Here is a 17,778-nt window from a genome sequence, read left to right on the forward strand (position 1 = left end):
GGTCCGATGCTATAGATCGCGCTTCCGACGACCAACCTGAAAAGGTCGTCGGAAAAATCCCCTGCTTGCCGCAAAACATGCCATTTTCCGTAGGACGTAAACCCGAGATTCCCGCCCTCAGCCGCCGAAGTGATAACTCACATCGAGCCACCATTGCCGTCCGTACGGGTCATAGTTGCCGGTCGGATAATACGGCCACCCCGCCGAGTCATCGTGTTTGACCTGATTGAGCACGTTGTTCACGGTCAGCCCGACACTTGCCCGGTCATTAAGCTTGTAACGCGCACTGGCGTTGAACACTGTCCACGGCGACAGGCGCCCGTCTCCTGCGCCGTTGGTGACTGAACCGTAACGAATACCCATCAGCGTCGCCGTGGCTTTCTGATAATCCCAGGTCAGGCTGGCGTTGACCTTGCTGCGCCAGTCGTAATTGGTGCGTGAGGTGCGCCAGTCTTGCGTCGGTGCTTCTTCCGATTCCTTGTAATAATGCGAAAGCACCAAGGTGTAGCCCAGCGCCGAACTGAACGCGCCGTACTGCCCGGCACCCCAGCGAATATTGCTCTTGAAGTCCAGACCACTGACCCGCTCGCTGGCGGCGTTGATCGCATTGACCCGCACGCGGTTCAACTGGTTGGGATCGACCGCCGCATTGCCGGCGTTGCGATCGATGCGCGCCAGGGTCGATTGGCAATTGGCCGAATTGATGTCCTGCGTACCGTTGCGGCATTCGTTTTCCTGCTGTAGCAGACGGTTTTCATCGACGGTGGTCAGCAGATCATCAATCTCCACGCGCCAGAAATCGGTGGAGAAATCGAAATTGCGCGAAGGCGACCAGACAAAGCCGTAGGTCCATGATTTACCACGTTCCGACTCCAGATTCGCCGTGCCGCTTTGGGTGTAGTCGACGCGCCCGCGATCACACGCGCCCTCCACGCCCTGGCTGCAACCGTAGTAGTCGATCTGCGCCGGGTAGTAGCCATTGCTATCGGACTGATAGATGTAGTTCAGGTCCGGCGCACGGAAACTGGTGCCGTAACTGCCGCGCAGCAACAGGCTGGTCACCGGGCGCCACTCAAGCCCGAGGTTGTAGGTTTTCTGCTGCTCGGTGCGGCCGCTGAATTTGTATTGATCCCAGCGCCCGGCGGCGGTTGCCAGAATCGTGTCAGTCAACGGAATGCTGAACTCGCCTCCCGCCGCGTAACGTTTGCGCGAGCCGCCGGAACTTTGCTGTGGGCTTACGCCGTAAAACGTGCCGTCGTTGAGGCTGTCATCCGGGTCGACACGGTATTCCTGCTTGCCCGCCTCCAGCACACCGGCGAAGCCCACCGGGCCGGCCGGCAAGTCGAACAGATCACCATTGACCGAAGCGTTGTAACTGGTCGACACCGATTTGCTGCTCTGGGTCAGGTTGCCGCGAAACTGCTGCCACTCCTGCGGCGTCAGCGGCCGGTCGAGCCGCGAGGCGTCCGGGGCGAACACCGGATAACCGCCGCTCACACCTAACTGCGGGCCGAGGTAGAAATCCTGAATCGATGACAGTGGCGTGTAGCGCGTGGTCCTGACGCTGCGATATTCCGAGCGATTGGCTGCCAGATCGTAACTCCAGCCGGTGTCGGCGATCTTGTCCGAGAGGCCGAGAGTGCCAGTCCACGAGGTATCGCGCCACTTGCTGTTGTTGCTGGTGCGACCACCGATTTCCTCTTCGCCGAAGCGCCGATACCAGCGTTCAAGATTGCCGCTGTTCTGATTGATGAAGTCCGGCGAGGTGAAGGTCGGCCCGCGCGTGTTGTTCTGGATATGGTCGAGGCCGTACATCAAGTCGGCGAAGACCTGGCCGCTGTCGCTGAAGTGCCAGGTGCCACGGGTGTAGCCGTCGTAGTTTTCCTTCTGGGTCTGCACGGTCCAGTAATCGTTGTACATCTGATCGGTGCGGCAGCGCCCGCCGCTGTTGACCAGTTTGTTGTCGAAGGTGCCCTGATAAGCACCGCAACCCGGTCCCAGATAACGACTGTTGCTCAGGTCGCGGCGGTAACCGACGTCCGCCAGCGGGCCGTTTTGCATAAAGCCACGGTCGTCGGCCCAGATCGGATCGCGGTTAGTCAGTTCCAGACCGAACAAACCGTCAAAATCCCCCCAACTGCCGCCGCCGCTAATCTGCAAGCGCTGGTTGTCGCCACCGCCGCGTTCGCTGGTGCCACCCTTGAGGTTGACGTCGACGCCGTTGATCTTGTCCTTGAGGATGATGTTGACCACCCCGGCAATCGCGTCCGAGCCGTAAATCGCCGAGGCGCCGCTGCTGAGGATTTCGATGCGCTCGATGACCGCCGACGGAATGTTCGCCAGGTTGGTGAAGTTGACCTTGCCGTCGTACGGCGTCGGGTAGTCGGCCACGCGACGGCCATTGATCAGCACCAGCGTATGGTTCGGCCCGAGGCCGCGCAGGTTGAGCGCGCTGGCCGCCGGTTGCCAGGTGTTGCCGTAATCTTCGCCTTGGGTCATGCCGGTATTTTGCGTCTGCGTCGCGAGGGCGTCGTAGACGTTTTTGTAGCCGCGCGCTTCCATTTCTTCGTGGGTGATGACGTTGACCGGCGTGGCGCCATCGCTCTGCGCGCGGGCAATGCGCGAACCGGTGACGGTGACTTTTTCCATGCGGTAATCGGCACTGGTGACCGGCGCCACGGTAGTGACTTTTGCCGGCGCGTCGGCTGCGCGAACGGTCAGGCCCTGAGCGCTTTGCTCGACTTGCAGGTCGCTGCCGAGCAAGGCTTTTTCCACCGCTTGGCGGCCGCCCAATGCACCGCGCACCGCCGCGCTGCGTTTGCCTTGCACCAGTTCCTGACTAAAGGAAATCGGCACGCCGCTCTGCCGCGAGATGTCCAGCAGCACTTCGTCGAGCGGCCCGGTGGCGATGTCGAAGGTGAACACCGCCGCAGCGGGTTCCTGGGCAACCGCCGCCCATGGACTGATGCCCATCGCCAATGCGGCGGCGAGGGTCAATCGAGGTAATTGTTGTTTGATCGAGAACATCGAAGGGTTTCCCTGTTGGAGGCATCTGCAGGGAATGAGCAGCGGGCCAGCGCTTTTTATAGGGCGGCGATTAGGCCAAGAAGTTATGGGGTTATAACCGCGCGTCGACGCTGACCCAGTACGGGTTGTGCCAGGTGACGCGGATCGGCAGCGAGCGTTCCAGCAGTTGCAACGTGCGATCACTGTCGTCAAGCGGATAGAGGCCGCTGAGGCGCAGATCCGCAACGTCGGGACTCAGATGCAAGATACCGCGACGGTAGCGGCGCAGGCTGTCGATGACCTCGTGCAAAGGCCGGTCGCGCACTTCCAGACGACCTTGCACCCAGGCACTTTCCTGACCGTTGCTGCGTTCCAGTGACAACAGTCCGGCGCCGTTGAATAACAGACTTTCTCCGGCCTGCACCACTTGCCGTTCGCCATCACCCGTGACCACTTCGACCTGCGAATGAAGCATCACCAATCGCGTCGAATCCTCGCTGTACTGCACAAGGAATTTGGTCCCCAGCGCACGCATGCGCCCGTGCTCGGTCTCAACCACAAAAGGCCGTGCCGGCTCTTTTGCCACATCGACCAGCAACTCGCCACTGCGCAACGCGAGCAAGCGTTGCTGACCATCGAACAACGGCACCACACGACTGCGCGCATTGAGGGTCAGCGCACTGCCATCCGCCAAGGTGAAGTTGCGTCGCTCGCCAGTCCCGGTCGACAACTCCCCCGCCTCCGGCAGCCAGCCGTAGCGCCGCCCGAGCACCCCGGCCAACAGCGCAATGCCGAGTACACTCAAACTGCCGCTGATAAAGCGTCGACGACTCGATGGTGCATTGAGGCTGTGCAGCAGACTGCTGCGCGGCACGCTGCGCAGGGTCGGGTTACGCAGCAGATTGAGGCCACCGCCCATCTGCTCGATGACCTGCTGATGCCGGGGATCGGCAACCCGCCAGGCCTCAAACGCTGCACGCTCAGCCATGCCCGCCTCGCCCGATTGCAACAACGCCAGCCATTGCGCCGCTTCGTCGATCACCGCCTCGTCGGGCCTCATGCCTGCATCGCCTGATAGCAGCGTTTGAACGCTTCGACCATGTATTGCTGCACGCGGCTGGTGGACACCCCGAGGCGCTCGCCGATCTCGCTGTAAGTCAAACCGTCGAGTTGATGGTAGAGAAATGCCGCTTTGGCCTTGGCCGACAGCCCGTTGAGTAAGCGATCCACTGCCAGCAACGCTTCGATCACCAGCGCGCGTTCTTCCGGCGACGGATGCACCGGCTCGGGCGCCAACGCCAGGCTTTCCAGATAGGCGCGCTCAAGGTCCTGACGGCGCCAGCCTTCGTACACCAATCGGCGCGCAATGGTGGTCAGCAAGGCTCGCGGCTCGCGAATGGCCGTGGGGTCCGGTAATGCCAGCACCCGCAGAAAGGTTTCCGAGGCAATGTCTTGCGCACTGTGCGGGCAACCCAGCGTGCGGCCAACGGCAGCGCACAGCCAGCGATAGTCCTTTTGGAACATCTGCCCGATGATCTGGTAATGCGGGTTGTACCCACCCATGCCTTGCTCCCTGAAACGGGTCCCACCCGCTGCGAAAAACCATCGTTCTGCCGGGATCGTCCGGCTCTGATCAGGCGCGACTGTGCAATAGCCTCGAAGACATTTGAAGTAATAAAAAATCAGCACAAGCAAACCATTGAGCATAAGCCGCTTCGTCGCCGCAGAAACATTGGCTGACACAACGTTGACCTCGATCACTGGCGCATGGACAGCCACTGATTAATCTCGCGGCTCCATCGAAAGCCAGGGACGGCTCACCGAGAGCCCGCGGCCCAACCCACTCAAGGAAGAGCAAGCATGCGACCACTCAACATCATTCTGCTGTCGTCAGCGTTCAACGGCCTGACCCAACGCGCCTGGCTGGAACTGCGCGAGGCCGGGCACTCGCCCAGCGTTGTGCTGTTTACCGATGAACAAGCCGTGTGCGAGCAGATCGAACACAGCGGCGCGGATCTGGTGATTTGCCCGTTCCTCAAGGACCGTGTGCCCGAAGCACTGTGGAGCAATGCGCAGCGTCCGGTGGTGATCATCCATCCCGGCATCGTCGGCGATCGTGGCGCCAGTGCCCTCGACTGGGCGATTACCAACGAGTTGCCGAACTGGGGCGTCACCGCGCTGCAAGCGGTGGAAGAAATGGACGCCGGCCCGGTGTGGGCCACCTGCGAATTCAACCTGCCGGCGGGCCTGCGCAAATCCGAACTGTACAACGGCCGGGTCAGTGACGCGGCGATTCGTTGCATACGCGAAGTGGTGGAGAAATTCATCGAGGGTTTTGAACCGGTTGCCCTCGACTATGCCGATACGAAAGTGCGCGGGCGCTTGCAGCCGAACATGAAACAGGACGACCGCAGTTTCAGCTGGCACGACTGCGCGCGCTTCATCAAACGCTGCATCGATGCCGCCGACGGCCAACCCGGCGTGCTGGCCAGCCTGGCCGGCGGTCAGTATTACGTGTACGACGCACACCTTGATTCGCGCAGCGGCGTGCCCGGCGAAATTCTCGCGGTGCATGACGATGCCGTACTCGTCGCGGCCGGTGATCAAAGCCTGTGGATCGGCGCACTGCGGCGCAAACCGCAACCCGGCGAGGAAACCTTCAAGCAACCGGCGCGGCACCTGTTGGCCGAACAATTGGCCGACGTGCCGGTGCTGGACTGGTCGGTTGCCACGCAGCCGTTCAGTGATGAAGCCTATCAACCGATTCGTTATCGCGAGTCCGGCATCGTCGGCGAGCTGACCTTCGAGTTCTACAACGGCGCCATGAGCACCGAGCAATGCCAGCGCATGGTCGCCGCGCTGCGCTGGGCCAAGTCCCGTGATACTCAGGTGTTGCTGATCAAGGGCGGGCGCGGCAGTTTTTCCAACGGCGTGCATTTGAACGTGATTCAGGCAGCGCAGGATCCCGGAGCCGAAGCCTGGGCGAATATTCAGGCAATCGATGATGTCTGCGCAGAACTGCTGACGGCCCGGCAACTGGTGGTCAGTGGCATCACAGGCAACGCCGGCGCCGGTGGCGTGATGCTCGCACTGGCGGCGGACATTGTGTTTGCCCGCGCCGATGTCGTGCTTAATCCGCATTACAAGAGCATGGGTTTATACGGCTCCGAATACTGGACCTACAACCTGCCCCGCGCCGTCGGCCCGGCAATGGCCGAACAATTGACCCAGGCTTGTTTGCCGGTGAGCGCGGTGCAGGCGTGGCAATTGGGAATGGTTCAGGAAGTTGGCCCGCGCTGCCCGGATGAGTTTGCCCTGTGGTTGCTGCAACGGGCCAACGGTGTGTTGAGCGATCCGACCTATGCGGCGGTGCGTGAGCGCAAGGCGCGGGTTGATCAGGTGTTGATCCAGCAGTGCCGCGAAACCGAATTGCAAGAGATGCAGGAAGACATGCTCTACAACCGCAATCAGTTTGCCGAGAAGTGCCGAAATTTTGTCTACAAGCGCAAGGTTTGCGGCACGCCGGCGCGATTGATCGAGGAATGGGCGCGGGTGCGTTTGACCGAGTTGGCCAGTTGATTTTGGCGGTGACTGCTTTCCCCTCACCCTAGCCTTCTCCCAAGGGAGAGGGGACCGATTGGGGGATGCTGTAGAGGTTCGCCGACATGAACGATCTCTACTGAATCCATAATCGACGCGATCTTTCAGATCGGTGTATGACGCAAGATGCCTCGGTCAGTCCCCTCTCCCTCCGGGAGAGGGTTAGGCGGGCGGCGATCCGATGAGGGGCTTTTGCCTTTACAATGCCCGACACCTCAAACACCGGCCCGCCCATGGACATCGATCTCGCTCGCACCTTCCTGGAAATCGTCCGCCACGGCAGCCTCGCCGCGGCCGCGCAGAAGCTGTTCGTCACACAAACGGCAATCACCGCGCGCGTGCAGAAACTCGAAAGTCAGCTGGGCAGCACACTGTTCGTGCGCAACCGCGCGGGGGCGAAACTGACGCCCAATGGCGAGGCCTTTGTGGTCTACGCCAATCAACTGGTGCAGACCTGGGAAGCCGCGCGCCGCGACCTGCCGCTGCCCGAGGGCTACCACAACGTGCTGCACATCGGCGGCGAAGTCAGCTTGTGCAACCCGTTGATGCTCAGTTGGGCGGCGGAGCTGCGCGAAAAGATTCCCGGGCATGCCCTGCGCATGGAAATCCGCGACGGCGAAAACCTCCTGCGCCAGCTCGAACTCGGTGTGCTCGACGCGGCGCTGGTCTACCAGCCGGAATACTGGCCGGGATTGCAGGTCGAGCAAGTGCTGGAAGAAAAACTGATTCTGGTGCGTGCACCCGATCGCCCCGATCCCTACGTTTACATCGACTGGGGCCCGGACTTCCGCCGCCAGCATGACGCCGCCCTGCCGGAAAAAGCCAAAGCCGCGCTGAGTTTCAACCTCGGCCCACTGGCCCTGCAATACATTCTCGAACACGGCGGCAGCGGCTACTTTCGCACCCGCGTGGTGCGCACCTATCTGGAAAGCGGCGCCCTCGAAGCGGTGACCAAAGCCCCGGAATTCGGCTACCCGACTTACCTTGTCTACTCCCGCGATCGTGATTCGGCGACGCTGCAGCAAGCCTTCGATCTGCTGCGCGAAGTGATCCGCACCGATGACGACTGGTCGCAACGCTGGAACCCTCTGAGCTAAAGCGGCGGCTTCGTACCGGAGCATGGCGCATGTGACACCGAGGACCGGCCTGCACAAACGGCCGGATCGGCTAATCTGCCGGGTATAACAACAATACCCGCAGGTGACGCAGTGAGGCAGACCACCGAGATATTTCGCAGCCGCTACCGTGCGGCCATTCACCCGCTGTACAACCCGTGGCTACATGGCGCCTTCGTGTTGTTGTTCGGCGTGCTGGCCATCGGTGCGTTCTGGAGCAGCGTGCAGCAGGCGAGCCTGCTGGAATGGCTGACGGTGCCGTTGACCCTAGTGCTGTTCAATTTCGGCGTGTACATGGTCCATCGCCATCTCGGTCACCACAAAAAAACCTTCGCGAAAATGTTCTACGCCCGGCATGCCGGCGATCATCACAGCTTTTTCACACCGGGCCATATGACCTACGACAGTGCGCGTGACTGGCGGGTGATTTTGTTCCCCGCCTGGTTGATCGTGCTTCATACGCTAGTGATCACCGTACCGTTGTGGTGGCTGTTGGCACAGGTAAACGCCAACGTTGCCGGGTTGTTCGGCGGTTGCATGGTGCTGGGTTATCTGACTTACGAAGTGTTCCATGCCTGCGAGCATTTGCCGGCAGACAACCCTCTGGCACGCCTGCCATGGATCCGCCAGATGCGCCGCCTGCACGAGTTGCATCACCGCCGCGAGCGCATGCAGGAACGCAACTTCAACATCGTCCTGCCGCTGATGGACTACCTGTTCGGCACCCTGTACTGGGAGCCGGAAATCGCCCCTTTGAGCTACGCGAGAATGCCCATGACCCGCATGCAGCACACCATCGATATCGCTGGCGACCCCATTGCCTTGCTCGCCTACGCCGCCAGTGTCGGGCGCTGGCCGGAGTGGCACCCCTCGTCGCTGAAAATCGACGGCCCACACGGCCCACTGCATGCCGGCGCGCGTTTCGAAGAGGACATTCATGCCGGCGGCCGTGAAGGCCATTTGAGCTGGGAAGTCACCGAGTATTTGCCCGGCCGGCGCTGGTGCGCGCGGGCGCAGGGCGATCACGGCTTATCGTTGCTGCTGACCTATGAATGCAGCGCGGAAGGCAGCGGCACGCGATTTGTGCGCACTCTGGATTATCGCTTCGGCGGTCTGGGCATGCGCATCGCCAATCATCTGCTGCTGAAACGGCGCATCGAGCGCGAATCTGCCGCATCGATGCTGGCGCTGCGCGACATGGCCGCGCAATACCTGTCATCGGCGAGGGCCAGCGCGTGAAGCTGAGACATCTGCTGTTGTTGCTGGTCCTCATCGTCATCGCGTTCTTATTGTTGATGCCCACCAAAGTCGAACCCGTGGCCTGGACGCCGCCGCCAGCGCCATCGCTGAAAGAAGGCATTTACGCCGAGAATCAGAAACTCAAAGCCACAGCGCAGGTCGGACCGAGCGACATCGAAGGGCCGGAAGCCTTGCTGCTGGAGAGTGACTTCCTGATCACCGGGCTGCACGACGGCCGACTGATCCGTACCAGCCTCGACGGCCAGCAACGCAAAGTCCTCGCCGACACCGGTGGCCGCCCGTTGGGGCTGGCCCGGCACCCGAACGGCATGCTGGTGATCGCTGATGGGGTCAAGGGCTTGTTGTCCCTCGATGCGCAAGGTCAGCTGGTTCCTTTGACCACGGAGGCGAATGGTCTGGCCTTCGGTTTCACTGATGACGTGGCCATCGACAAGTCCGGGCATTATGCCTATTTCAGCGATGCTTCCAGCCGCTGGGGTTATGGCCATGACGGTGAAGCGATCATCGAGCACGGCGGCGATGGGCGTCTGCTGCGCTATGACTTTCAGAGCGGTAAAACCAGTGTGCTGCTGGACAAACTGCAGTTCGCCAATGGCGTAACTCTTGGCCCGGACGACGCCTATGTGCTGGTCAATGAAACCGGCGCTTACCGCATCAGCCGTTACTGGCTGACCGGGCCGAAAGCCGGCACTCACGACCTGTTCATCGACAACCTGCCGGGGCTGCCGGACAACCTTGCATTCAATGGCAGTAACCGGTTTTGGGTGGCGTTGTATGCGCCGCGCAGTGCGTTGCTCGACGGCACGGCCGGGCACCCATTCGTGCGCAAGATGATTGTGCGGGCGTTGACGGTTTTGCCTAAGCCGGTGGAGAAGCGCGGGTTTGTCCTGGGGCTGGATCTGGAGGGCAAGGTGATTGCCAATCTGCAGGATGCGAGCAGTGGCAATTACTCGCCGATTACCACGGTGCGTGAGTATGGGCCGTGGTTGTATTTTGGCTCGTTGAAGGCGATGCATATGGCGCGGATGCCGTTGGATGCGGCGCTGAAGTGAATCTGCTGGATCTGTATCGAGCGGACTGACGCCATCGCTGGCAAGCCGGGTCCCACAGGGTTCTCTGCTGACCACAGCATTTGTGGTCAACACAATTCACTGTGGGGGCTGGCTTGCCAGCGATGACGGTCTGTCAGTTACTCGACTTGTCGAACTTGTCCGGATCTTCGTCTTCAGGCAAATCCTCATCCGGCTCTTCGGGGTTAGCGGTGGTATGCGCCGGGCTATTCGGTTCAGGATGCGTGGGAACCGGGTCGAATGCGCCCTGCTCTTCACTGGGGAATTTGGGATCGTTCATAAGGCACCTCGCAAAGAGTCGGGGATTGAAGACTCTATACATTCGAGGTGCCGGTCGTGGCTGTCGTTCCCGTCAATCCGCAACCGCAGGTCGGCGGGTCAACCGGGTTTCAGGATCGCGCCTGTAATTGCTCGACGATCTTGTCTTTGACCTGCAAGCGCTTTTCTTTGAGTTTTTTCAGCGTGTCGTCGCTGGGAGCATCCGAGGTCGCCGTCTCGGCCTTGACTACGTCGGCGTCCGCCTGTGAATACTTGTTGATCAGTGCGTCCAGATGTGGATCCGCGGTGCGTTTTTGCTGGATCTCTTCCTTTGTAAGCTTCAAGTCCTGTAACAGATCATGGGTCACCGGCATGGAACACCTCCGTCAGTTGATCGGCTGGCCAACGCGACCGATTGCGCTGGCCAGTTATCAGAATGGCCTCGGTTGGGCGCTTCTGTCGACCACCTGTCAGACCAGCGGTGCCCGTTCGTCGCCCTGTCGCAAATGCGATCAAACCTTTATTCGCCGCATCGCCTCCATTGGTTAACACCAACAATAACTGCGTGGAGATACACCAATGGACGGATTCAACCTGCGTCATCTGGTTTTGGCTGTCGCGTTGAGCAGCGGCATGGGCAGTGCTTTCGCTGCGACTGACAATGACTTCGTCGATAACGCCGCTGCCGGTGGCATTGCTGAAATCGAAACCAGTCGTCTGGCCCTGGAAAAAAGCCAATCGGCTGACATCAAGGCGTTCGCCAACATGATGATCACCGATCACGGCAAGGCCAACGACGAACTGGCGACCATTGCCAAAGCCAACGACATCGAAGTCCCGGACACCACAACCCTGGTCAAACAGGCCAAGGAAAAAATCCTCGAAGTGCGTGATGAATCTTTCGACGCGGCGTACGCCAACAATCAGGTGAAGGCGCACGAAGAGACCATCGAGCTGTTCAAGAAACAAGCCAATACCGTGACCGATGACAAGGTCAAAGGCGCGACTGAACTGAAAGCGTTTGCGCAGAAAATGCTGCCGGCGCTGGAAAAACACCTCGCCGCTGCCAAGGAACTGCAAGCCAAGCATCCGAGCAAGTAAACAGCCTTACCCTCACCCCAGCCCTCTCCCGGAGGGAGAGGGAGCCGACCGAGGTGCATGTTCGAGTTACATCGACGTGAAAGTCTTACTTCGAACTCAGGTTCTGAATAGCCCCTGATCCGCTCCCTTTCCCTTTGAGCGGGAGGGAGCCGACCGAGGTGGATGTTCGAGTTACGCCGACCTGAAAGTCTTAGGTTGAACGCAGGATTTGAACATCCCCCAATCGGCTCCCTTTCCCCCTCGCCCCCTTGGGGGCGGTCCGACGTTTCGGGAGGGCTGGGGTGAGGGGGGGGGATCGATGTCCGCAACACCACAAATCCAAAGCAAAAAAAGGCCGCATCCAGATAGATGCGGCCTTGTCATATCCGCCGAACATCAACCGCCATCCGTATCAATATCCGCATCCGTCTCCTCCCCCGGCTTCGCCCGATCCGGTTGCGGTTTAAAGCCCGGGCTGAACTCATTGTCGTTATCCGTATGCTGGTTCTTCTGATCCACCGCCGGATCCGCACTCTGCGCCTGACCATCCTCGCCCTGCTGCTGCGTAGGCGCCGCTTGCCCCGGTACCTGCGGGTCAATCGCTGGATCGTTGCGGTTAATCGGTTCGCCAGATTGACTCTGCTGATGCTTTTGCTCGTTCATGACCACCTCGCTCGTCAAATCAAGCCCGACGCAAATCAGTCGGGCCTTGAAGATTCGAAGCCTGCCCCGCGCCATCGTTCAAAACATCGCCGCTTGCGGCCACGCCGACTAGAGTTACCGGGACGTTCCTTGCGCCAGATGAAAAATATACGTGCATGAACGAACAACTATTTCGAACGGCAAATGTCGATCACTTCGCGGCGATCACTTTTCACGATCGCCCCCAATTCGCGACGGAGCAACAGGCACATGGCAGCACTGCAGAACAGCACACTCGATGCGATGAAAAACAAACAAGCACAACTGCTGGGCGAATGGATCAACGGCCTGCAAGCCAGCGGTGCCACCCGCAATCTGAAGGATCACGATGTTCAGCAGCAAACCTCGGAGTTCCTGCAACTGGTGGTCAGTGGTGTCGAGAACGACAACGGCACCAACATCGCCGCGCCGGGCTGGGAAGCCACCCGCCAGTTCCTCGAAAAGCTTTCCCACAGCCGCGCCCTGCTCGGCCAGGATTCGCAACAGACCGCCAGTTTCATCTTCGCCCTCAAAGGCCCGCTGTTTAACCTGCTCCAGGCCCATTACAAAGACCAGCCTGCACTGCTCGCCGAACAGCTCTGGGAAGTCTCCGAACTGCTCGACGCGTTCGGCATGCACACCATCCGCACCTTCCAGAAATCCCGCGAAGCGGTGATCAAGCGTCAGCAGGAAGAACTGCTGGAGCTGTCGACCCCCGTGGTCAAGCTGTGGGACGGCGTACTGGCGCTGCCGATGATCGGCACCCTCGATTCGCAGCGCACGCAAGTGGTGATGGAATCGCTGCTGCAACGCATCGTCGACACCGGTTCGGAAATTGCCATCATCGACATCACCGGCGTGCCGACCGTCGACACATTGGTCGCGCAACACCTGCTGAAAACCGTGACCGCGATCCGCCTGATGGGCGCCGACTGCATCATCAGCGGTGTGCGTCCGCAAATTGCCCAGACCATCGTCCACCTCGGCCTCGACCTGCAAGGCGTGGTCACCAAAGCCAATCTGGCGGATGCGTTGAAACTGGCCCTGACCCGTCTGGGTGTCAGCCTCGTCAAGACGGTTTAAACATGGAACGTATCCCGATTCTTCAGATGGGCAAGTTCCTGCTGGTGACCATTCAGGTCGACATGCATGACCAACTCGCCCTCACCTTGCAGGACGACTTGTCCGAGCGCATCAGCAAGACCTCGGCGCGGGGCGTGCTGATCGATATCTCGGCGCTGGACATGGTCGACTCATTCATTGGCCGGATGATCAGCACGATCTCCGGCCTGTCGAAAATCATGGACGCCGAAACCATGCTGGTCGGCATGCAGCCGGCCGTGGCGATCACCCTGGTCGAACTCGGCCTGACCCTGCCCGGTGTCAGCACGGCATTGAACGTCGAGCGCGGGATGAAGCTGCTGCAGGAACGAGTAGACCGGCAATGACCGTACGCAGCAGCGGTACTCAACCCATCCATATCGAGCAGGATGTCGTGCTCGCGCGCCAGACCGCACGCAAACTGGCTACCGAATGCGGGATGCGCCTGATCGACCTGACCAAAATGGTCACCGCTGTCAGCGAACTGGCGCGTAACACCATGGTTTACGGTGGCGGCGGCGACATGGACTGGCAGATCCTCGATGAAGATCACAAAGTCGGCCTGCGCCTGACCTTCCGCGACGAAGGCCCGGGCATCGCCGACATCAAGCTGGCGATGACCGATGGCTGGACGTCCGGCAGCGGCATGGGGCTGGGGCTGACCGGCGCTAAACGCTTGGTCGAAGAGTTCGAACTGGACACCGAGCCCGGCAAAGGCACGCGCATAACGATCACCCGATGGACATGAATATCGTCGGGTCGCTGACCCAGGTTCTGTTGATCGAGGACAGCAGTCAGATCGGTCATGCCCGACGCACCGCGCAGCAACTCGCTGAACAGCATGGCTTTGATGAGCGCGATGCCGGGCGTGTCGCCCTGGTTGCCACGGAATTGGCCAGTAACGTGCTCAAGCACGCCACGCACGGTGCACTGCATCTGCGGGTATTACCTCGGCCTGCGGGTTTCGGTATCGAAATGCTCGCGGTCGATCGTGCACTGGGCTTTGATCTGCAGGCCTGCATGGCCGACGGATTTTCCACCGGTGGCACACAAGGTATCGGCCTCGGTGCAGTTTCGCGGCAGACCGAGGTATTTGACGTCTATGCCGACGCCCGTGGCGCGGTACTGTTGGCGCGTCTTTACCCGCGCACCGACCGCGATCCGGATATCCGTTATGGCGTCAGCCAGCACTCGTTGCACAACGATCCGGCGTGCGGTGACGTTTGGCACCTGAAGTATGAAGGCGCCAGCATCAGCGCCTTGGTGATCGATGGCCTCGGGCATGGCGAGGAAGCCGAACGCGCCGGTCGCGAGGGGGCGAGAGCCTTTGCCCTGACGCCATTTGCCGACCCGGTGATGCTGATGGAGGACATGCACAGGGACATGATCGGCACCCGCGGTGGCGCGGTCGCGTTTACTCAGTTCGACGGCAGGCGCGACAGCCTCACCTTTGCCGGCGTCGGCAACATCGGCGCCAGCCTGATCAACGCCGACAAGTCCCGCGGACTGGCCTCGCACCCGGGTATCGTCGGCGTGCAATACCGGAAAGCCAGACCCTTTGACTATGCTCACGTGAACGGACATCTATTGATCATGTACAGCGACGGCTTGCAGTCCCGTTGGAATCTTCAAGACTACCCCGGTCTGGTGCACCGCCACCCCGCCGTGATAGCCAGCGTCCTGCACCGCGACTTCTGTCGCGGGCGCGACGATGTAACGGTGCTGGTCGTTGCCCTGGAGGCCGCCCATGGCTGAGTCACCGATTTTGAGCAACGCCGAACAGGCCGCGCTCATCGCGCAGTTGCAGAGCGAAACAGTGGCTTTGCGCGAAGAGCTCGACGAAACCAATCAGGGCGTGCTGGCGCTGTATGCCGAACTTGACGAACAAGCTGAAGAATTGCGCCAGGCCTCGGATCTGAAAAGTCGCTTTCTGTCCTACATGAGCCACGAATTCCGCACGCCACTGGGCTCGATTCTCAGCATCAACAGCCTGCTCGCCGACGAGCTCGACGGCCCGCTCAGCCCTGAACAACACAAGCAGGTAGCGTTCGTCAGCACCGCTGCCCGCGAGTTGAGCGACATGGTCGATGACCTGCTCGATCTGGCGAAGATCGAGGCCGGACGCATCACCATTTCCCCGGCGTGGTTCGACATGTTCGACCTGTTCTCGGCGCTGCGCGGGATGTTCCGGCCGATCGTCGACGCCTCCGCCGTTGATCTGATTTTCGAAGAGCCGGTCGGTTTGCCACGCCTGTACACCGACGACAAGAAACTCGCGCAGATCCTGCGCAACTTCATTTCCAACTCGCTGAAGTTCACCACCCGTGGCGAAGTGCGGGTTTCCGCGCGGCTCGAAGGTGCGGACAAGGTGCGCTTTGCCGTCAGCGACACCGGAATAGGTATCGCTGCCGAGCTGCATGGCGCATTGTTCGAGGACTTTTCCCAGGTCGACTCGCCGCTGCAGAAACGTCTGCGCGGCACCGGGCTGGGCCTGTCACTGTGCAAACGCTTCGCGGCCCTGCTCGGCGGTGAAGTCGGGCTGGAAAGCACGCCGGGGGTCGGTTCGACCTTCTTCGTGATCATTCCACTGGCGATCGCTCTGGAGAACGTCGATGAAACGTGACATCCGCCTGTTGATCGTCGACGACAACGTCGCCACCCGCTACGCCTTGCGTCGACGGCTGGAGCGCCACGGTTACGAAGTCCTTGAGGCCGGTACCGGCGGCGAGGGGCTGGCGCTGATCGACAGCGAAGCGCTCGATGCGTTGATTCTCGACGTCAATCTGCCAGACATGAGCGGTTTCGACATTGTGCGGATTCTGCGCGCGGACAGCCGCACCGCCCTGCTGCCAGTGATCCATGTCTCCGCTGCATCGATCCAGACCGGCGACATCATCACCGGCCTCGACGCGGGCGCCGATGCGTACCTGATTCACCCGGTCGATCCGGACGTGTTGCTGGCGACCCTGCGCACGTTGCTACGGGTGCGCGACACGGAAAATGCCCTGCGGGAAAGTGAAGCGCGATTCCGCGAGATTTTCGTCAATGTTTCCGCGCCGATCGCGGTGCTCGATGCCAGCCTCAAGGTGCATGAGTGCAACCATGCCTTCGCACAGCTTATTCTGGACAATCAGGACCCGCAAATCCTGCGTGAATGTTTCGCCGAGGAGCAGAGCGCCATCCTCAATGAACTGCGCCTGCGTCTGGTCGATGGCGAGCGCTGGAAAGGCACGCTGAACATGCGCGTGCAGGGCGAGATTCGCGAAACCGAATGGCAGATTTCCCCATACCGCACGCCCGAACTGAGCCTGGTGTTCGTTGAGGACGTCACCGAACATCGCCATCGCGAGCGCTCGCATCTGGCGCGCCTGGACGACACCACCACACAACTGGCCAAAGAGGTCGCCGAGCGTGTGCGCGCCGAGGCGCAGTTGCTGCAAGTGCAGAAGATGGACGCACTGGGCAAACTCACCGGCGGTATCGCCCACGACTTCAACAACCTGCTGACCGGGATCATCACCAGCCTGGAGCTGATCCAGAAACGCATGCTCGATGGGCGTCTCGACAAGGTGCAGTTTTACAGCGAAGCCGCGCTGAATTCGGCGATGAGTGCCGCCTCGCTTACCCATCGCCTGCTGGCCTTTGCCCGTCAGCAGCCGCTGGATACGCGGCCGGTGGACATCAATGAACACGTACGCTCGCTGGAAGAGTTGCTGGTGCGCACCATCGGTGAACGGATCAGCCTCAAGCTTGAATTGACCAGCAAACCGGCGATCGCGCTGGTCGACCCGGTGCAACTGGAAAGTGCGGTGTTGAACCTGGTGATCAACGCCCGTGATGCCCTGCCGGCGGGCGGCAATATCTGGGTCAACACCTACGCAGCGTACTCCCACGGCGATCCGAATCTGGCCGATGGCGCTTACGTGGCGTTGTCGGTGCGTGACGACGGCACCGGGATCGAGCACAACGTCATCGACAAGGTTTTCGATCCGTTTTTCACTACCAAACCATTGGGCCAAGGCACCGGGCTGGGGTTGTCGACGATCTATGGCTTTGCCCGCCAGTCGGGTGGCGATGCGCACATTCGCAGCGTCGCCCGACGCGGTACCGAAGTGACAATCATGTTGCCGGCCACTACCGACCCGACAGGCGCCGACATCCCCGCGCCAGTGGTCGATCCGCAAGGTACCGGCGAGCATCTACTGATTGTCGAGGACATGCCGTCGGTGCGCATGTTTGTCACTGAAGTGCTGGAAGACGCCGGTTATCGCTGTACCCAGGCGGCGGATATCGAAACGGCGCTGGAGCGCCTGCAGAATGATCCGTCGATCAACCTGCTGCTGACCGATGTTGGCCTGCCGCGCATGAGCGGTCGTGAATTGGCGGATGTGGCGCGGGGCTGGCGTGAGGGCTTGCCGATCCTGTTCATGACCGGGTATGCGGAAACGGCGATCAACCGTCAGGTGTTTCTGGGCAGCGGCATGGACATGCTGGTCAAGCCGTTTCAGATCAGCGAGCTGCTGGACAAGGTCCGCCGCACGCTCGACGGCGCCTGACCACAGCTTCGCAGGGATTAATGTCGAACACAGATCCAATGTAGGAGTGAG

General features: G+C 60.7%; 18 protein-coding genes. 12 read left to right on the forward strand and 6 right to left on the reverse strand.

The window, feature by feature from the left end; translation table 11 throughout:
- Window positions 1-117: 117 nt before the first annotated feature.
- The 3 genes from FGA82_RS28280 to FGA82_RS28290 all read right to left on the reverse strand — a co-directional run bounded on the left by FGA82_RS28280 (window position 118) and on the right by FGA82_RS28290 (window position 4,569).
- Window positions 118-3,027: a TonB-dependent receptor gene (locus tag FGA82_RS28280; RefSeq protein ID WP_141129645.1), complete on the reverse strand. Its 2,910-nt coding sequence runs from the start codon at window positions 3,025-3,027 to the stop codon at window positions 118-120.
- A gap of 91 nt (window positions 3,028-3,118) precedes the next feature.
- Window positions 3,119-4,066 (reverse strand): FecR domain-containing protein, encoded by a 948-nt coding sequence (locus FGA82_RS28285; RefSeq protein ID WP_141129646.1) that lies wholly within the window; start codon window positions 4,064-4,066, stop codon window positions 3,119-3,121.
- A complete protein-coding gene (locus FGA82_RS28290) occupies window positions 4,063-4,569 on the reverse strand; it encodes a sigma-70 family RNA polymerase sigma factor (protein WP_034152323.1) in 507 nt (168 codons plus the stop codon). The genes FGA82_RS28285 and FGA82_RS28290 overlap by 4 nt, the downstream gene beginning before the upstream one ends.
- 297 nt (window positions 4,570-4,866) lie before the next feature.
- Between FGA82_RS28290 and FGA82_RS28295 the strand changes: the two genes are divergently transcribed.
- The 4 genes from FGA82_RS28295 (at window position 4,867) to FGA82_RS28310 (ending at window position 10,033) form a co-directional block, all read left to right on the forward strand.
- Window positions 4,867-6,585, forward strand: coding sequence for a hydrogenase maturation protein (locus FGA82_RS28295; RefSeq protein WP_141129647.1), 1,719 nt, complete (start codon window positions 4,867-4,869; stop codon window positions 6,583-6,585).
- A gap of 254 nt (window positions 6,586-6,839) precedes the next feature.
- Complete coding sequence (locus FGA82_RS28300) at window positions 6,840-7,703, forward strand: LysR family transcriptional regulator (protein ID WP_141129648.1); 864 nt, start codon at window positions 6,840-6,842, stop codon at window positions 7,701-7,703.
- A gap of 111 nt (window positions 7,704-7,814) precedes the next feature.
- Window positions 7,815-8,960, forward strand: a complete 1,146-nt coding sequence (locus FGA82_RS28305; protein WP_141129649.1) for a sterol desaturase/SRPBCC family protein — start codon at window positions 7,815-7,817, stop codon at window positions 8,958-8,960.
- Window positions 8,957-10,033 carry an SMP-30/gluconolactonase/LRE family protein gene (locus FGA82_RS28310; protein ID WP_141129650.1) on the forward strand — a complete coding sequence of 359 codons (1,077 nt, stop codon included), beginning with the start codon at window positions 8,957-8,959 and terminating at the stop codon, window positions 10,031-10,033. The genes FGA82_RS28305 and FGA82_RS28310 overlap by 4 nt, the downstream gene beginning before the upstream one ends.
- 133 nt (window positions 10,034-10,166) lie before the next feature.
- Here FGA82_RS28310 and FGA82_RS32240 read toward each other — a convergent pair whose 3' ends face one another.
- Together FGA82_RS32240 and FGA82_RS28315 are read right to left on the reverse strand one after the other, a co-directional pair.
- On the reverse strand, window positions 10,167-10,331 hold the full coding sequence (locus tag FGA82_RS32240; RefSeq protein WP_007912545.1) for a hypothetical protein: 165 nt from the start codon (window positions 10,329-10,331) through the stop codon (window positions 10,167-10,169).
- Window positions 10,332-10,440: 109 nt separating this feature from the next.
- Entirely contained in the window at window positions 10,441-10,683 is a 243-nt protein-coding gene (locus FGA82_RS28315; RefSeq protein ID WP_053120870.1) for a YdcH family protein, read from the reverse strand.
- Here FGA82_RS28315 and FGA82_RS32245 point away from each other — a divergent pair.
- Window positions 10,682-10,858, forward strand: a complete 177-nt coding sequence (locus FGA82_RS32245; protein WP_171057377.1) for a hypothetical protein — start codon at window positions 10,682-10,684, stop codon at window positions 10,856-10,858. The two genes, FGA82_RS28315 and FGA82_RS32245, sit on opposite strands and share 2 nt — an antisense overlap.
- A gap of 30 nt (window positions 10,859-10,888) precedes the next feature.
- The gene (locus FGA82_RS28320; RefSeq protein ID WP_095047850.1) at window positions 10,889-11,410 is read left to right on the forward strand and encodes a DUF4142 domain-containing protein; all 522 of its coding nucleotides are present in this window, start codon (window positions 10,889-10,891) and stop codon (window positions 11,408-11,410) included.
- Window positions 11,411-11,785: 375 nt separating this feature from the next.
- Here the strand turns inward: FGA82_RS28320 and FGA82_RS28325 are convergent, their stop codons facing one another.
- A complete protein-coding gene (locus FGA82_RS28325; protein WP_141129651.1) occupies window positions 11,786-12,052 on the reverse strand; it encodes a hypothetical protein in 267 nt (88 codons plus the stop codon).
- 249 nt (window positions 12,053-12,301) lie between these two features.
- On the opposite strand from FGA82_RS28325, the gene FGA82_RS28330 reads away from it, so the two are divergent.
- Genes FGA82_RS28330 through FGA82_RS28355 form a run of 6 tightly spaced genes read left to right on the forward strand, consistent with a single transcriptional unit; the run spans window position 12,302 to window position 17,727 of the window.
- Window positions 12,302-13,153, forward strand: a complete 852-nt coding sequence (locus FGA82_RS28330) for an STAS domain-containing protein (RefSeq protein WP_141129652.1) — start codon at window positions 12,302-12,304, stop codon at window positions 13,151-13,153.
- A gap of 2 nt (window positions 13,154-13,155) precedes the next feature.
- Entirely contained in the window at window positions 13,156-13,518 is a 363-nt protein-coding gene (locus tag FGA82_RS28335; protein WP_007912539.1) for an STAS domain-containing protein, read from the forward strand.
- A complete protein-coding gene (locus FGA82_RS28340; protein ID WP_003225570.1) occupies window positions 13,515-13,919 on the forward strand; it encodes an anti-sigma regulatory factor in 405 nt (134 codons plus the stop codon). Before FGA82_RS28335 ends, FGA82_RS28340 begins: the two co-directional genes overlap by 4 nt.
- On the forward strand, window positions 13,916-14,926 hold the full coding sequence (locus tag FGA82_RS28345) for an ATP-binding protein (RefSeq protein WP_141129656.1): 1,011 nt from the start codon (window positions 13,916-13,918) through the stop codon (window positions 14,924-14,926). The genes FGA82_RS28340 and FGA82_RS28345 overlap by 4 nt, the downstream gene beginning before the upstream one ends.
- Window positions 14,919-15,794, forward strand: a complete 876-nt coding sequence (locus FGA82_RS28350) for a sensor histidine kinase (protein WP_141129653.1) — start codon at window positions 14,919-14,921, stop codon at window positions 15,792-15,794. Before FGA82_RS28345 ends, FGA82_RS28350 begins: the two co-directional genes overlap by 8 nt.
- Complete coding sequence (locus tag FGA82_RS28355) at window positions 15,784-17,727, forward strand: response regulator (RefSeq protein ID WP_141129654.1); 1,944 nt, start codon at window positions 15,784-15,786, stop codon at window positions 17,725-17,727. Before FGA82_RS28350 ends, FGA82_RS28355 begins: the two co-directional genes overlap by 11 nt.
- Window positions 17,728-17,778 lie beyond the last annotated feature (51 nt).

The sequence above is a fragment of the Pseudomonas fluorescens genome (assembly GCF_005938625.1).
Classification (GTDB): Bacteria; Pseudomonadota; Gammaproteobacteria; order Pseudomonadales; family Pseudomonadaceae; genus Aquipseudomonas; species Aquipseudomonas fluorescens_BD.

Bases quoted from the DNA above. Each gene is read 5' to 3' on its own strand.
- FGA82_RS28280 (WP_141129645.1), bottom strand. From the start codon at position 3,027: ATGTTCTCGATCAAACAACAATTACCTCGATTGACCCTCGCCGCCGCA.
- FGA82_RS28285 (WP_141129646.1), bottom strand. From the start codon at position 4,066: ATGAGGCCCGACGAGGCGGTGATCGACGAAGCGGCGCAATGGCTGGCG.
- FGA82_RS28290 (WP_034152323.1), bottom strand. From the start codon at position 4,569: ATGGGTGGGTACAACCCGCATTACCAGATCATCGGGCAGATGTTCCAA.
- FGA82_RS28295 (WP_141129647.1), top strand. From the start codon at position 4,867: ATGCGACCACTCAACATCATTCTGCTGTCGTCAGCGTTCAACGGCCTG.
- FGA82_RS28300 (WP_141129648.1), top strand. From the start codon at position 6,840: ATGGACATCGATCTCGCTCGCACCTTCCTGGAAATCGTCCGCCACGGC.
- FGA82_RS32240 (WP_007912545.1), bottom strand. From the start codon at position 10,331: ATGAACGATCCCAAATTCCCCAGTGAAGAGCAGGGCGCATTCGACCCG.
- FGA82_RS32245 (WP_171057377.1), top strand. From the start codon at position 10,682: ATGGAACACCTCCGTCAGTTGATCGGCTGGCCAACGCGACCGATTGCG.
- FGA82_RS28315 (WP_053120870.1), bottom strand. From the start codon at position 10,683: ATGCCGGTGACCCATGATCTGTTACAGGACTTGAAGCTTACAAAGGAA.
- FGA82_RS28320 (WP_095047850.1), top strand. From the start codon at position 10,889: ATGGACGGATTCAACCTGCGTCATCTGGTTTTGGCTGTCGCGTTGAGC.
- FGA82_RS28325 (WP_141129651.1), bottom strand. From the start codon at position 12,052: ATGAACGAGCAAAAGCATCAGCAGAGTCAATCTGGCGAACCGATTAAC.
- FGA82_RS28330 (WP_141129652.1), top strand. From the start codon at position 12,302: ATGGCAGCACTGCAGAACAGCACACTCGATGCGATGAAAAACAAACAA.
- FGA82_RS28335 (WP_007912539.1), top strand. From the start codon at position 13,156: ATGGAACGTATCCCGATTCTTCAGATGGGCAAGTTCCTGCTGGTGACC.
- FGA82_RS28340 (WP_003225570.1), top strand. From the start codon at position 13,515: ATGACCGTACGCAGCAGCGGTACTCAACCCATCCATATCGAGCAGGAT.
- FGA82_RS28345 (WP_141129656.1), top strand. From the start codon at position 13,916: ATGAATATCGTCGGGTCGCTGACCCAGGTTCTGTTGATCGAGGACAGC.
- FGA82_RS28350 (WP_141129653.1), top strand. From the start codon at position 14,919: ATGGCTGAGTCACCGATTTTGAGCAACGCCGAACAGGCCGCGCTCATC.
- FGA82_RS28355 (WP_141129654.1), top strand. From the start codon at position 15,784: ATGAAACGTGACATCCGCCTGTTGATCGTCGACGACAACGTCGCCACC.